This window comes from Novacetimonas pomaceti (assembly GCF_003207955.1).
GTDB lineage: Bacteria > Pseudomonadota > Alphaproteobacteria > Acetobacterales > Acetobacteraceae > Novacetimonas > Novacetimonas pomaceti.
Genome location: NZ_NOXG01000040.1, coordinates 1 through 12519, shown reverse-complemented (window position 1 = coordinate 12519; position 12519 = coordinate 1). Strand labels below are relative to the sequence as shown.

Below are 12519 nucleotides of genomic sequence, written 5' to 3'. Positions count from 1 at the left end.
CTCTGGCAGTTCCTGCGCAATACATGGCTCTCAAACAGGATCTTCAGAACCTATGACGATATCGTTGATATCGCCTGCCATGCCTGGAACCAGCTCGTCGATCAACCATGGCGCATCATGTCAATCGGACTGCGCAATTGGGCTCATAGGTTATAGCAATCAACGGTTGGTATGACTACGCAAGATAAGAAAAAGTCCTGTAATCATAATACACTATGGGAAATAGTGCATTAGGTTAGAGTTGCGATATCGGTTTGTGGAAAATCATTCCCCTTGAAGAGAAGGGGAAGATTGTGTGCCTTGGCAAGGGCGTAGCTGGCGCAGTCACCGAAATTCAGTCCAGCGGGATGCCGCCCCTTGCCGAAGCAGATAAAGGCCTCGCGTGCCAGGGCGGCCTGCTCTGCGGAAAACGGGACAATCTCCACTCCTGCAGCTTCGATCAGTTGATCAAGGCCGGTCCACGCGTCTGGAGACGCGCTACGCCCAGCCAGCACCATGCTGGTTTCCAGAAGACTGACGCTGGAGAGCAGGCAGCGATCGGTGTCGACGATCCGGGCGAGGAAATCGTCAGCATCCGGTTCACCACGCAGGATGGCGACCAGAACCGACGTATCAAGGACGATCACGTCGGCAGGCCATTGTTGTCGTAGAGATCCTCATCAGTAAGCGGGGTAGTCCCCTGCAGCCGCGTGGCGCTGGCCCGGCTGATCGCCTGCAGACGGGTCAGGAGCACGGCTTTTTCTGGTCCGATCTGTCGGCGGCGGACCCCATTCGGGATGAATTCCACACCGGCCTGTTCGAGGGCCTGGCGGATGGTATCAGTGGCGAGTGACGCTACGCGGATTGCCGTGCGAGGTGATTCCAGGCGGCGGATGGTGACGACCGAAACGTGAGCACGTCTGGCCAGCTCCTCCTGGGGAAGATGGAGCAGGGCTCGGGCCGCGCGGATCTGGTCAGATGTCACATTCATGATTATTATATATCATAATGATATCTTTCAATCAATGCTGCTGTTGCAGGAGCATTGGTCTGTATAGCGATCCCTGTTGAGACCGGGTGCTGACAGCGATGCCCTTTTGTGGCAGTGGGTCGGGTGGCCGCAGAGGACGTGAACGCAAAAGCCCTTCACGCCCCGAACCTGTCCGGTAATATGGATTATCGGACAGATTGTTAATGCCCGTTTTCCCGACGTCAGAGCGCAGTACTCCGACGCCTCAAAGCGGATGTAGCTACAAGGTGTATGAGGATTGGTTTCGGTCAAATCCAGAGCGGTTCACGGCGCCTTGTCCTTTTACTCGCCCTGTCAGGCTTCAGTCAGTCTGAAAGGCCGATCTCACGCCCTCAACAAAGCTTTCCCATTCTTCATCTGTGACTTGTCGGATGACTTCAGGTCCTGAGAATTCTTTCCGTAGGCCTTTGCCGACGATAAAGTTGTTGGACTGCAAGCTCCGAATGATGCGGTCGGCATCCTTGTCCGGCATGTCCAGCACGGCCTTGATTAGCCCGCGTGCCCTATGGTGACGTCGGAGATAGTCAGCCTCCTCCTGCATGTGCTCGTTCATTGTGAGTTTGATAACGTGCCCAAGATAGTCGACATGCGGCGCAAGATCCGGATAGCGCCAAGCTGGCCGAGTAGCTTCATCGCCAGTAAACACGAGGTTGGACTGAATGCCGTCCGGATAGGTTTTATTTTCCGACGCGAAAGACACATGCGGGCGTGCGACCCTCATCAGGGGGATTGAGACGCGCTCAAGGATCGCATCGTAGTGACGCCTGCTCGTCTTGTCGTCCATAATGGCAACGGACACCGGAATGATGACACCATCCGGGATAGCGTTATCCCGGCAGAGAATGTCATTGATGAGGTAGCGGTGTGTCCGACCGTTCCCGTCTGCCAAGGGGTGAATGTAGACGAAGCCGAAGGAGGCGACTGCAGCACGTAGGATGGGTGACTGCCCTTGGGTTTTTTCGAGGAAGACCGCTAGTCCATCAAGCATGTTCTTCAGGTCTTCCGGTGGTGGCGCCACATAATGCACGACCTCCCCACGTATCGTGTTCTCGCCTACAAAAACTGGTGATTTTCTGGGACCGAAACTGCTGATGAACGTCTTCGAGCCGATAATATCCTTCTGTAGTTCAATGAGCGCCGGACCGAGAAGCGGGATTGCACCCTTGCCGGTTCTGGTTGCCAGCACATGGCTGAAGAGGGAAATCTTGTCGGTCTGGTCAGCCTCGCCCTCGATAGCAAAGCTTGCCTTGCTCTCACGATTGGTGAGCCAGACTGCCGCCCGCGCGAGCATGTCATCGCCGAAATCCTCCTGCAGGCGGGTATATCTGGCGGCGATGTCGAAACCTGCGGCAAGTTCCAGCGGCCGGCTTTTTCTGATGGAGGGACAAAAATACCTTGTCCCTGGCATGTTATCCCGCACATGCCACTTTTTAATATTGATGGCTTGGTTCTGGTTTGCGGTAACAACCAGCTTGTCATTCAACGCGGAGACATAGTTGCCACCGACCGCCGTTTCGGTTTCTAGTTCTAGTCCCGTCAGAAACTCATAAAGGAAGGCGGCGCGGCGCGCGTATTGCCCCGTCGGTTCCCGCTCTATCCAGACTCGCACGAAGTCAGGACCTGACGCCTCGAATACCCGCGCCAGCAGTTCGAGGTTGGTTGGCTCATAACGCAGGTGGAACTGAAGATGTCCGGCCGGGGTCTCAACGGGTCGCATGCTTTCCGGATAAACTTCGTAGCTCTTAAAGCCATGATGGCGGCTCTCCCGGCGCGAACCGACCGTGCTAGTCACGGGAAAGCCGCAGCAGGGATCGATACCAAAGTTATCGCCGAGCCATCGCCCGCCAAGCAGCGTGGACCTTTCTACGTCCGTCATTAGAAACACGCCTCATTCGAAAAAACCGATTACGATTGCGCATATTCGATTAGAAATCAGCAATATTGCAAGAAAAGACTTACGCCGTAGGCGAACGGTTCTCCAGAAAAGCCGGGCTAAGGCAGGCTGACAAGATCCGACGCTAAACGGCGCCGAGATTGGCGAAAACAGCTGCTTTTCAACACAATTCGTCGGAAAGCGGACTGGCAGTTCCCCTAAAGTTGTCGGCTCTATTGGATTGAGAGTGATAACGTCTCAAGGGGTGGCAGACCCATGACCTGTTACACTATGGGTAATAGTGTAACAGGCCGGGCCTGAAACCGGCAGCCTGTCCCGCGATGGCGGCGGTTTTCCTGTCCTGGGCGGGGGATATGTGTTACACTTTTCAGGACATCATGCCCAGACCTGCCCCGAAGGCCCCTGTCCGGCCGCCTTGCCAGCTGTCGCTGTTTCCCGAAACGGCGGCGCTGGTGCGCGTGGACCCGGCCGCCAACTGCTGGCGCTTCTACCATCTGTCGCTGCAGCCCGACCTGTTTGGCGGCACCGCCCTGGTGCGGCAGTGGGGGCGGATCGGGACGGCTGGCCGACAGGTCTGCGAACTGCATCATGATGCCGGGCAGGCGCTCGACGCCCTCGCCCGCCAGCTTCGGGCCAAGCGCCGGCGGGGCTATCGCGACAGGGCAGCCGGATGAGCGGCACCCGAAAACCGGGACAGCGGGTGATTCCGGCAGGCACCCCCGGCGGGATGCAGCTGTTCGACCGCGACGGGAGCCGCAAATACCTCACGGTCGCCGAGCGGGCGCGGTTCCTGCGCGCGGCCGAGCAGGCGCCGCGTGAGGCCCGCACGCTGTGCATGACCCTGGCCTGGTCGGGCTGCCGCCTCTCCGAGGCCCTCGCCCTGACGGCGGACCGGGTGGACCTCGCCGGCGGCGTGCTGGTGTTCGCCACGCTCAAGAAGCGCCAGGACGGGATCTATCGCGCCGTGCCGGTGCCCCCCTCCCTGCTTGAGGCCCTGGATCTGGTGCATGGCATCCGCGAGGCCCAGCGCCGGCGGGACCGTGGAGCAGCCGCCCGGCTGTGGCCCTGGTCCCGCATGACCGGCTGGCGGGCGGTACACGCGGTCATGGACGCCGCCGGCCTGTCCGGCCCGGCCGCGTCCCCCAAGGGCCTGCGCCATGCCTTCGGCGTCGCCGCCGTCTCCAGCGGCATCCCCCTCAACATGGTGCAGAAATGGCTCGGTCACGCCCAGCTCTCCACCACCGCCATCTACGCCGATGCCGTCGGCGCCGAGGAGCAGGATATCGCACGGAAAATGTGGGGGTAATGCATTTTGCGAAAGGGAAATCACAACAAGCGTATAAGCACCGACATGTCGACTGATATGGTCCGCTGGACGGTTTCGGTCTCCCGCGAAACCGATATCGCCGTACGTGGTTTCCTGGCGCAGCATGGCATGAAGAAAGGCGACCTGTCGCGCTTCATCGAGGAGGCAGTGCGCTGGCGTGTGTTCGACAGGACGATGGCGGAAGCCCGGAGTGGGTTCGCAGATATGGAGCCGGACGCGCTGGAGGACCTGATCGGTGAGGCCGTGACCGCCACGCTGGCAACAGACAAGTCCAGCTAAAGCGTGCGTCTGGCCACCAAGACCAATCTTCTCATCAGTGCCCTGCTTTTTGAAAAATCCCTGCCAGCGTATCTGCTCGGGCTATGGCAGGCAGGACAATGCGAGTTACTGACTTCGACCGAGCAGCTAGACGAACTGCGGCACGTGACCCGGTATCTCAAGATCCTCGCTCATCTGCCGCCTGCCCTCTGATCAATGAAGGTCGGGACTTGACAGCTCTCATTGCGGATCAGCCAGAACATTATTAGGCTATTGTATATAGAGCAAATATGATGTCAGCATGCTCTCATGCTCTCATGCTCTCATGCTCTCATGCTCTCATGCTCTCATGCTCTCATGCTCTCATGTTAACACGATGACATTGAAATGAGTGCCAACACATCGGCTGGAGATATATGAAATGTTCGGTTCGATTAAATTATTCGTTTTTTGTGAGTTAGATATTGAGTTATCAAAATATCATGATAATGAGTTAATATGTTAACACGGAAACATGATGGCATGAAAACAATCGCGATCATTAGTCAGAAGGGGGGGGCTGGGAAGACGACGCTTGCCCTGCACCTGGCGACCAGTGCCAGTGCCGCTGGATACGTTTCTCTTATCCTCGATACAGACCCTCAAGCGACTGCAAGTTCATGGAAAGCGTGGCGAGGGGATGCCGACCCGGATGTGGTGGATTGTGCAGCCCACGCCTTGTTATCAAGAAAGCTGGAGCAAGCCTCTGAACTAGGCGCAGAGCTATCAATAATAGATACCCCGCCTCATGCCGATATTATGGCGCGTGAGGCGTGCCGTGTCGCTGACTTCTTATTGATTCCATGTAGACCACGCGCTTTCGATATGGATGCTGTCAGAACAACGGCAGAACTTGTGCGAGCCAGTGGCAAGCCTGCCTTTGTGATTTTTACTGCAGGGCCTCCTCGTGCGCCTCAAGTTTATAGAGAGGCGGCTGCGGTCGTGGCGCAGTTCGGCATCCCTGTTGCTCCTGTTGTCTTGTCAGAGCGTGCGATTTTTCATCATAGCGTTGGTTCCGGTCAGACTGCGCAGGAAGCGGAGCCGGAAAGCAAGGCTGCTGCTGATGTGGCACGGTTGTGGAATTGGGTGTGTGATCAAGTTAACATGCCATCACACAAACAAGATGATACAAAAACACGTTAGCAAATTTCTAAGTTAAGGACGTACAGCATGAGTCGGTTTGCTGGTCTCAAAAAGACGGTCGCGCCATCGGTTGTGGAACCGGAAGCGCAAGCAGTGGTAGAGAAAGCCCGCCCGCGCAATCCGAGAGAAGGTAAGCGGGCTGTGGTGGGATATTTTTCCCCAGCGGTTAGCAAGGGACTACATCAACTCGCCCTTGATACTGATACAACTATTCAGGGTTTGATTGGGGAAGCCATTGATGACCTGATGCGTAAGCACGGGCGCCATCCTTTTGGAGAGCGCTGACCCCTATTTCACGTAGAAGTATGCTTGTATATTTGCACAATCAGGGTTGACCGCGCTTAGCAAACCACGTCTCGCAGAACTTGATGAAATGCCGCTCGGGATTCTTCGGGGCGATCTCGTTATCACCCAGCCACATACGCCATTCTCTTTCGAGATGGTGTACATCCCAACCTGGTGCGACGTTCCGAGCATCCCCGTAAATATCAGGATCGAGCGCGCCCATCCAAGCCTCTGCTGCGGGCTCGGCAGCTTTCATCGTGCCGCGATTGATAAATGTTACCATGTCTTTCTGGAGATCGAATTCGACACGGTAATCTGGCAGATGATCGCTCGCTGCGAGATTTTTTATCATCTGTCGGAATAGCTTTTCTGGGCTTTGAGAGCCTGATTTTTTCAACAGAATCTCAAGAGAGACTTTCCATGCTGTTTGCTGACCGCAATGCTTGCGGGCTAGTTCATAAACGCGTCGTTCCAACGGTTTGCGTAGCCGGAAATAATCACGGTGTAGTGTCAGAACATCATTGCTCTTGATTGCGTTAAAGACCCAATCCGACAGCTTGATTTCGCAATGCAACAGGCGGCCGTCGAGGCCGAGTTTACGGCGGATGGATGAAGCGTCGATCAGGCCAAAACCGTCCACCTGTTCTTCGTCGCCTGTGACAATGTTGGTGCGGATACGGGTTCCCTCAAGACGGTCGAGGGCTTCGATGAGGGCCTTATAGTCTTTACCTGCCGTACCGCGATTGGTGAAGATAAGTAAGTCACGGCTGCTGATCCGCACCCGTTGCGATACCTTCTCCCCGGCTTTTAGCTTCGCCATGATCTGTGAAATGCAGTAGATCAAAATATCCTTGTCGTAGATTGTAGCAAGACCCTTCACGCTTGGCGTGATTTCCAGCCATTGCCCATTATGCTCATAGCGGCGAATGGAAGTCTCAGGTTTTTTGGACAAGGAATAGAACGGATGCTCCATTTGGGGCATCACATCCTTAAGTACCGCATCTGCCACGTCGCAGATGAACAGGTCATGCTGAGGATGACGCTCCGGTAAAAGAGCCTCATAAACAACTGGCTGATTCGGGGTTTCAGATACCATAACTTACGTTCGGGGTTTCAGATACCCGTGTCAAGTGATTCGGGGTTTTAAATACCGGAAGCAAGATTCGGGGTTTCAGATACCAAGATTCGGGGTTTTAAATACCAAGATTCGGGGTTTTAAATACCAAAACAGCGGAATTATGATAATTTATCTTTTTAAATCATCTGCTTATGGACCCATTGGAATCCCTTAACACAGAATCTAACACATATTTAACACCGTCTTTGGTTTTTCATCCTGTGGATAATTTCTCAAATCCTAAAAATTCCAAATTTAAATTTGATCACCGCCTCTTGGGGGCTCCCCCCCCGCCGGCTCGCGGCCTACGGCCGCCCCGATCGCGCTTCGCGCGATCTCCCACCCGGCATCCCCCTGCTCGCCCTTTCCGGGCTGCGCTAAACGGACACGCCTTCGGCGTGAAAATATCATATGACAATGCGATAAACGCATCCTCCCCGCCTGCGTCGGCACCTTCGGCGCCCTACGGGGCTCCCGCTCCGCGCTCGCCCGACACCTGCAACGCCAGAAAAACCGGGCAAGACCGCAATCTGCTCAAGACACAACGGAGTTCAAACGGTCATTCAGCGACTCACATGTTGCAGCATGCCCACCAGGCGCTACAGGACGACCATACAGGCGTTACCGAACGTGGTGACTAGTTGGGGTAGGCCATAGAGGGAATTACGCTCTGTACGGCCTCCCAGAGTGCTCTACGGGCATTGCAGGGAATTGACGGCCTGGTCACATCCTTTTACCTGCCTTCTTGAACAGGGGGCAGGCCATGTGTATGATGTGTAAATGAAGAGTGCCGATCTGATCCGGGAGCTGGAAAAAGCAGGCTGGAAGCTGGATCGCATGCGCGGTTCACACAACGTCTTCAAACATCCATCGCGACCAGGGATCGTGGTCGTCCCTCATCCCAAAAAGGATCTGGGCACCGGTCTGGTTGCCGCCATCCGCAAACAGGCGGGTCTCTAGGAGGATCATCATGCGCTATCCGGTTGTTATCGAACGGGGCAGCGAGACAACGGCATTTGGCGTTGTCTTTCCTGACCTCCCCGGCTGCTTTTCGGCAGGCGACACGCTCGATGAAGCCATTTCCAATGCGGAAGAGGCCGCTGCGGCATGGATCGACGCCACGCTGGATGCCGGAGAGGCTGTGCCTTCTCCCAGCACGCTCGACGCCATCCAGAACAACCCGGATTATGAGGGCTGGACAGTGGGCTTTGTCACCATTGATCCGGCCGTCCTCGATGACCGGGTGGAACGGGCGAACATCTCCCTTCCCCGCCGCGTTCTGGAGCGGCTGGATGCGCTTGCCAGATCATCCCATGAGAGCCGTTCCGGCATGATCGCGGCCATGACCCTGCAGGCAAGGCTTAAGCCGGTGGTCAGGAGCAAATGAACAACCAGAACAGGGGAGATCGGGCGATGTAGGTACGCCCGGAAATCACTCCGTGCGTCATGGAGGGGAAGCTCCCATGTCTCGCACCTATCATCACAGCCGTAGACACGGCCGGAACCATCGCTGGGCCAACCGGCCGGATCGCTGTGGCTATGGAGGCTCACGTGATGCCTCTGAATCTCCAAACTGGTACAGCCATCTGCACGATATCCGCCCTGGCCGTCATCATGACAGGCATATTGCCCACCTGATCATCAAGGGCGATCTCGATCCTCTCGAGGCGGTCTTTCCGTATACCGGAACCAGACGCCCCCACGAATATTACTGGTAATCTTCAGCGCGGGATTTCGTCTCTTCCCTCAAATACCCTAACCTGACCTGATGATTGAAGAACGCGCAGTCAATGACTGCAATGCTGTCATTGCCTAATGGAGGTTCCCGTGGCCGTCATGACCATCCGCAATCTCGATGACAGTCTCAAGCACAGGCTTCGTCTGCGCGCAGCACAGCATGGGCGTTCCATGGAGGAAGAGGTGCGCGATATCTTGCGCTCGGCTCTTTCCGCTGAAGTGTCGCAGGGGGTGGATGCCGGTCAGGCCATCTACCAGCGTTTTGCCAGGCTGGGCGGGGTAGACCTGCCTGCCGTGTCCCGTGAGGCCATCAGGGATGTGGATTTCGGAGTGTGATCGTTCTCGACACCAACATCCTCTCCGAACTGATGCGCTCCGGGCCTGACGGGGCGGTGCTGGCCTGGATGTCCCGTCAGTCCATGATGACCATCTTCATTACGACCATGACCCAGGCCGATATCCTGTATGGGCTGGCGCTGCTGCCGGAAGGACGACGGCGGGATCTGCTTGAATTATAGGTTCATTGAACCTATAATTTAGCATGAGGCCACGGCGGACAGTCGAAGACCTGTCATTCGAAATGGACGATGACCAGAGCAGTGATCCGATCGCAACCCTGGTTATTCAGGCTCCCGGTGTCGTTCTGATGGTCATGGCTGAATTCAGTGTCGATCGATCCCAAGGATTCATGAAGCTGGCCAAGACTCACATCCACGGTGCAACAGCCAATGGGGTCGGGTTCGCCAATCTGAAAACGATCGCACAGGCCGTTCTGGAAGGAATGGATCTCGATGAAATCATCATTGAAGGCGGAATTCGCACGACTGGGGCCTGTCCGGGCCATATCCCGCGTCCGTTCCGGTTCACGCGCCAGATTCGCCCTGACCCTGACGCGTGAGGGATGGCCTGATCTCAATTCCATTGCCGTCACGATGGCGCTGTCCAGGCGTGGCCTGACGATGCTGGCCGCCAAGAAGACGGTGGAAGACCTCATCAGGCAATCCTCGGAACAGGCGGAAGGGCATGCAATCGTTCTGCTGCCCATGACTGACACGATCGAGGCGGTTATCTCCGACCTTGCAAAGGCCGGGATCAGGGCGATCCATGTCGATCACAAGGCCGATGTGGATGTGGCCCTGATTCGTCGGCGTCTGAAGCTCAGTCGCCGACAGTTCGCGCTCTGGTATGGTCTGGAAGAGGAAACCATCAAAGGATGGGAAAGCGGGGAACGTACGCCAGATACCGCTGCAAAAAGTTATTTGCGGGCCATTTCCAATCGGCCGGAAGCCGTGCGTGAAGCCTACGCCCATACGGAGTAAATTTCGACAGGTCCGGCTTGTTCTGGATCCTCAGGTCCCATTTCTCCCGATACCGCCGGGGCGTCGGTCATAGGAAGCGGCGGGGAAGAGACATGATGAATAAAGTGGACTATCAGGCTGTTCGTGAAGCAGGTGCGCTCCATAGAGCGACTGTTCCCCATGTGGTGTCTGCAAGGTTTATCCGTGTACGCCGCGCCATTCACGTCACGCTCTCGAATGGCGTTGAGATGAGTGTGCCAGTGGACTTGTTGCAGGGTTTGCAGGGCGCTTCCCTGAATGATCTGGCCAAGATCGAGATGACCCCGCTTGGTAACGGCCTTCACTGGCCCCGCCTTGATGCCGATGTTCTGGTCGAAGGCCTGATCCACGATATCTACGGTTCCCGAAGCTGGATGGCAGCACAAATGGGATGTGCAGGGGGATCGTCCGCCAGTAATGCCAAGGCGGCGGCCGGAATGGTGCCAAGGGCGGTCGGCCGAAAAAGGTAGCGATAAGACACGGTAACGACCCATGAGCGCGAAGCATATGAAAACGGGCTCTGCTCAAGGCATTATGGGGTGTGGACGCCAGCATGCTCTCCCGGTTGAGTATGACTGAGCGGGACGTGCGCATTGGCGGCTTGGCGTGCAGATCGTGCGGTGCCCTCAAACAATGAGTTCCTGCTCAACCAGAAACATTAAACCTGAGCGCTCATTGTGTTACATGTAACGGAGAGGATGCACCATGACCCCTGTTGCCATTCGCGTAAAGAAGCGTCGAGACACGCTCCGCAAGGCTGGACTGCGCCCTGTCCAAATCTGGGTTCCCGATACACGGGCAAAGGGGTTTGACGAGGAATGCCGCCGGCAGGCCATGCTGGTAGCCCTGGCTGACACGCATAAGCCAGATATTGCCTCTTTCCTCGATGCCGCTGCCGCCGATCTGGATGGCTGGGAGGCATGAAGCGAGGCGACTTTGTAACCGTTGCCCTGCAGGACGATCTCGGCAAACCCCGTCCTGCATTGGTGGTGCAGGCTGATCGGTTCGACATGACAGCCGCCGTGACCCTCCTGCCCCTATCCAGCGCCCTTGTGGACGCTCCCCTGCTTCGCCTGACAATCCGGCCCGATGAGTACAATGGGCTACGTAAGCCATCACAGGTCATGATCGACAAGCCGACCACCATCAACCGCGAGAAGGTTGGCCCGGCTTTCGGGATCGCCAGCGATACCCTCATGCTGTCTGTCAGTCGGGCGCTCGCCCTTTTCCTCGGACTGGCGTAGGCCCATCCTTCCCCAGGGGCATTTGCAGGTTATGTTGTGGCGTCAATTGCTGCCTGAACCTTTGCCAGATCGGCTTTCAGGATCACAAGCACCTGATCGGCCGGGACAGCGGGTTTCGTGCTGGCCCGGGCCTGGCGAATTGCAACCCTTTTGGCAGCCAGTTCATTGGAAAGATCAGTCATGATCATGTCTCCATTGCCAGATATTGCTGCGATAGCAACCACTGTCGCCGCCATCCACAAGCAGGCGGGCATGATGATACGATTGTCGTTGATGAGATCGACAAAAGCTGTTTTCTTGCTCATTCAGCTTAACCTGACTAAGTTGATTTGGCTAAGCCAAAGGGGTGCCCCATGCGAACCGTTAATATCCATGAAGCCAAGACGCACCTGTCCCGGCTGATCGACGCTGCAATGAAAGGCGAGAGCTTTATCATCGCCAGGGCCGGTAAACCGGTTGTACGGGTGAGCCCTATCTCCGCTCCGGAACAACAGCACAAGCAACGCCTGGGCTTCCTTGCAGGCAGGATACAGGTGCCGGACGATTTCGATCACATGGGACAGGACGAGATCGGTTCGCTGTTCGATGGGCAGGCATGAGGCTTCTGCTCGATACCCATCTGCTCCTCTGGGCGGCTGGAGAACCTGAGAAACTCTCCGCTGACGCCAGGGCTCTCATGGAAAATCCGGAGAACATGCTGGTGTTCAGTGCCGCCAGTCTGTGGGAAGTCACCATCAAGGCCGGGCTCGGCCGGGCAGACTTCCAGGTGGATCCGCACCTGTTGCGGCGCGGTCTCATCGAGAACGATTACGAGGAACTGCCTGTTACCAGCCAGCATGCCGTGGCGGTCGGACAACTTCCCGATGTCCATCGCGATCCCTTCGACCGTATCCTGGTCGCCCAGGCCACGGTGGAGGGCCTGCTCCTCCTGACCCATGATCCATTCGTGCAGGCTTATCCAGGTCCCATCAGGGCCGTCTGAGCGTTGAAACCGGATGATCGTGCATGCAGGCATCTTTGTTGGCTTATCCGGATTTCTTCTGTGGTTGCCGTCCGTTATGCAAGAGTTTTCTGACCCATATTGACGTGTGATCGTGTGCGGTCTTCTGTAAGGCCTGTTGATGTGGCC

23 protein-coding genes and 1 pseudogene are annotated in these 12519 nt (G+C 56.5%); 19 read left to right on the top strand and 5 right to left on the bottom strand.

Annotation, left to right across the window (positions count from 1 at the left end):
* Positions 1-156, top strand: a pseudogene (locus CFR71_RS14560) (IS630 family transposase); the annotation flags it as partial.
* Positions 157-230: 74 nt separating this feature from the next.
* On the opposite strand, the gene CFR71_RS14555 reads toward CFR71_RS14560, so the two are convergent.
* The 3 genes from CFR71_RS14555 to CFR71_RS14545 form a co-directional block, all read right to left on the bottom strand.
* Positions 231-626 (bottom strand): type II toxin-antitoxin system VapC family toxin, encoded by a 396-nt coding sequence (locus tag CFR71_RS14555; protein WP_019092315.1) that lies wholly within the window; start codon positions 624-626, stop codon positions 231-233.
* Positions 623-970, bottom strand: coding sequence for a helix-turn-helix domain-containing protein (locus CFR71_RS14550; RefSeq protein ID WP_010512376.1), 348 nt, complete (start codon positions 968-970; stop codon positions 623-625). Before CFR71_RS14550 ends, CFR71_RS14555 begins: the two co-directional genes overlap by 4 nt.
* A gap of 340 nt (positions 971-1310) precedes the next feature.
* Complete coding sequence (locus CFR71_RS14545) at positions 1311-2885, bottom strand: Fic family protein (protein WP_110532035.1); 1575 nt, start codon at positions 2883-2885, stop codon at positions 1311-1313.
* Between the two features lie 395 nt (positions 2886-3280).
* Between CFR71_RS14545 and CFR71_RS14540 the strand changes: the two genes are divergently transcribed.
* The 6 genes from CFR71_RS14540 (at position 3281) to CFR71_RS14515 (ending at position 5955) form a co-directional block, all read left to right on the top strand.
* Complete coding sequence (locus CFR71_RS14540; RefSeq protein ID WP_110507783.1) at positions 3281-3577, top strand: WGR domain-containing protein; 297 nt, start codon at positions 3281-3283, stop codon at positions 3575-3577.
* Positions 3574-4209: a tyrosine-type recombinase/integrase gene (locus CFR71_RS14535; protein ID WP_110532033.1), complete on the top strand. Its 636-nt coding sequence runs from the start codon at positions 3574-3576 to the stop codon at positions 4207-4209. The genes CFR71_RS14540 and CFR71_RS14535 overlap by 4 nt, the downstream gene beginning before the upstream one ends.
* A gap of 45 nt (positions 4210-4254) precedes the next feature.
* A complete protein-coding gene (locus CFR71_RS14530; RefSeq protein WP_010517099.1) occupies positions 4255-4509 on the top strand; it encodes a ribbon-helix-helix domain-containing protein in 255 nt (84 codons plus the stop codon).
* Between the two features lie 3 nt (positions 4510-4512).
* A complete protein-coding gene (locus tag CFR71_RS14525; RefSeq protein ID WP_010517100.1) occupies positions 4513-4701 on the top strand; it encodes a PIN domain-containing protein in 189 nt (62 codons plus the stop codon).
* A gap of 309 nt (positions 4702-5010) precedes the next feature.
* Positions 5011-5670: a ParA family partition ATPase gene (gene parA, locus CFR71_RS14520; protein ID WP_010517102.1), complete on the top strand. Its 660-nt coding sequence runs from the start codon at positions 5011-5013 to the stop codon at positions 5668-5670.
* Between the two features lie 27 nt (positions 5671-5697).
* A complete protein-coding gene (locus CFR71_RS14515; protein WP_081500038.1) occupies positions 5698-5955 on the top strand; it encodes a ribbon-helix-helix domain-containing protein in 258 nt (85 codons plus the stop codon).
* Positions 5956-5995: 40 nt separating this feature from the next.
* Here the strand turns inward: CFR71_RS14515 and CFR71_RS14510 are convergent, their stop codons facing one another.
* Positions 5996-7051, bottom strand: a complete 1056-nt coding sequence (locus tag CFR71_RS14510) for a replication initiator protein A (RefSeq protein WP_019092487.1) — start codon at positions 7049-7051, stop codon at positions 5996-5998.
* An 801-nt stretch (positions 7052-7852) separates the two neighbouring features.
* On the opposite strand from CFR71_RS14510, the gene CFR71_RS14505 reads away from it, so the two are divergent.
* From CFR71_RS14505 to CFR71_RS14460, 10 genes are all read left to right on the top strand, one after another.
* Positions 7853-8032, top strand: a complete 180-nt coding sequence (locus CFR71_RS14505) for a type II toxin-antitoxin system HicA family toxin (RefSeq protein WP_110532031.1) — start codon at positions 7853-7855, stop codon at positions 8030-8032.
* 10 nt (positions 8033-8042) lie between these two features.
* The gene (locus CFR71_RS14500; RefSeq protein ID WP_010518062.1) at positions 8043-8459 is read left to right on the top strand and encodes a type II toxin-antitoxin system HicB family antitoxin; all 417 of its coding nucleotides are present in this window, start codon (positions 8043-8045) and stop codon (positions 8457-8459) included.
* A gap of 76 nt (positions 8460-8535) precedes the next feature.
* On the top strand, positions 8536-8790 hold the full coding sequence (locus CFR71_RS17210; RefSeq protein ID WP_110532029.1) for a hypothetical protein: 255 nt from the start codon (positions 8536-8538) through the stop codon (positions 8788-8790).
* A gap of 97 nt (positions 8791-8887) precedes the next feature.
* Positions 8888-9145, top strand: a complete 258-nt coding sequence (locus CFR71_RS14490) for a FitA-like ribbon-helix-helix domain-containing protein (RefSeq protein WP_110532027.1) — start codon at positions 8888-8890, stop codon at positions 9143-9145.
* Positions 9142-9327: a PIN domain-containing protein gene (locus CFR71_RS14485; protein WP_010518059.1), complete on the top strand. Its 186-nt coding sequence runs from the start codon at positions 9142-9144 to the stop codon at positions 9325-9327. Before CFR71_RS14490 ends, CFR71_RS14485 begins: the two co-directional genes overlap by 4 nt.
* Before the next feature lie 62 nt (positions 9328-9389).
* On the top strand, positions 9390-9707 hold the full coding sequence (locus tag CFR71_RS16640; RefSeq protein ID WP_158003675.1) for a hypothetical protein: 318 nt from the start codon (positions 9390-9392) through the stop codon (positions 9705-9707).
* Between the two features lie 61 nt (positions 9708-9768).
* Positions 9769-10128: a helix-turn-helix domain-containing protein gene (locus tag CFR71_RS14475; protein ID WP_239019504.1), complete on the top strand. Its 360-nt coding sequence runs from the start codon at positions 9769-9771 to the stop codon at positions 10126-10128.
* Positions 10129-10220: 92 nt separating this feature from the next.
* The gene (locus CFR71_RS14470; RefSeq protein ID WP_110532025.1) at positions 10221-10616 is read left to right on the top strand and encodes a DUF2442 domain-containing protein; all 396 of its coding nucleotides are present in this window, start codon (positions 10221-10223) and stop codon (positions 10614-10616) included.
* A 235-nt stretch (positions 10617-10851) separates the two neighbouring features.
* The gene (locus CFR71_RS14465) at positions 10852-11070 is read left to right on the top strand and encodes an antitoxin MazE family protein (protein ID WP_110532022.1); all 219 of its coding nucleotides are present in this window, start codon (positions 10852-10854) and stop codon (positions 11068-11070) included.
* The gene (locus CFR71_RS14460; RefSeq protein WP_048856967.1) at positions 11067-11390 is read left to right on the top strand and encodes a type II toxin-antitoxin system PemK/MazF family toxin; all 324 of its coding nucleotides are present in this window, start codon (positions 11067-11069) and stop codon (positions 11388-11390) included. The genes CFR71_RS14465 and CFR71_RS14460 overlap by 4 nt, the downstream gene beginning before the upstream one ends.
* Positions 11391-11419: 29 nt before the next feature.
* Here the strand turns inward: CFR71_RS14460 and CFR71_RS14455 are convergent, their stop codons facing one another.
* Positions 11420-11695, bottom strand: coding sequence for a hypothetical protein (locus CFR71_RS14455; RefSeq protein WP_110532020.1), 276 nt, complete (start codon positions 11693-11695; stop codon positions 11420-11422).
* Positions 11696-11743: 48 nt separating this feature from the next.
* Between CFR71_RS14455 and CFR71_RS14450 the strand changes: the two genes are divergently transcribed.
* Together CFR71_RS14450 and CFR71_RS14445 are read left to right on the top strand one after the other, a co-directional pair.
* The gene (locus CFR71_RS14450; protein ID WP_110532018.1) at positions 11744-11989 is read left to right on the top strand and encodes a type II toxin-antitoxin system Phd/YefM family antitoxin; all 246 of its coding nucleotides are present in this window, start codon (positions 11744-11746) and stop codon (positions 11987-11989) included.
* The gene (locus CFR71_RS14445; protein ID WP_025439964.1) at positions 11986-12372 is read left to right on the top strand and encodes a type II toxin-antitoxin system VapC family toxin; all 387 of its coding nucleotides are present in this window, start codon (positions 11986-11988) and stop codon (positions 12370-12372) included. The genes CFR71_RS14450 and CFR71_RS14445 overlap by 4 nt, the downstream gene beginning before the upstream one ends.
* Positions 12373-12519 lie beyond the last annotated feature (147 nt).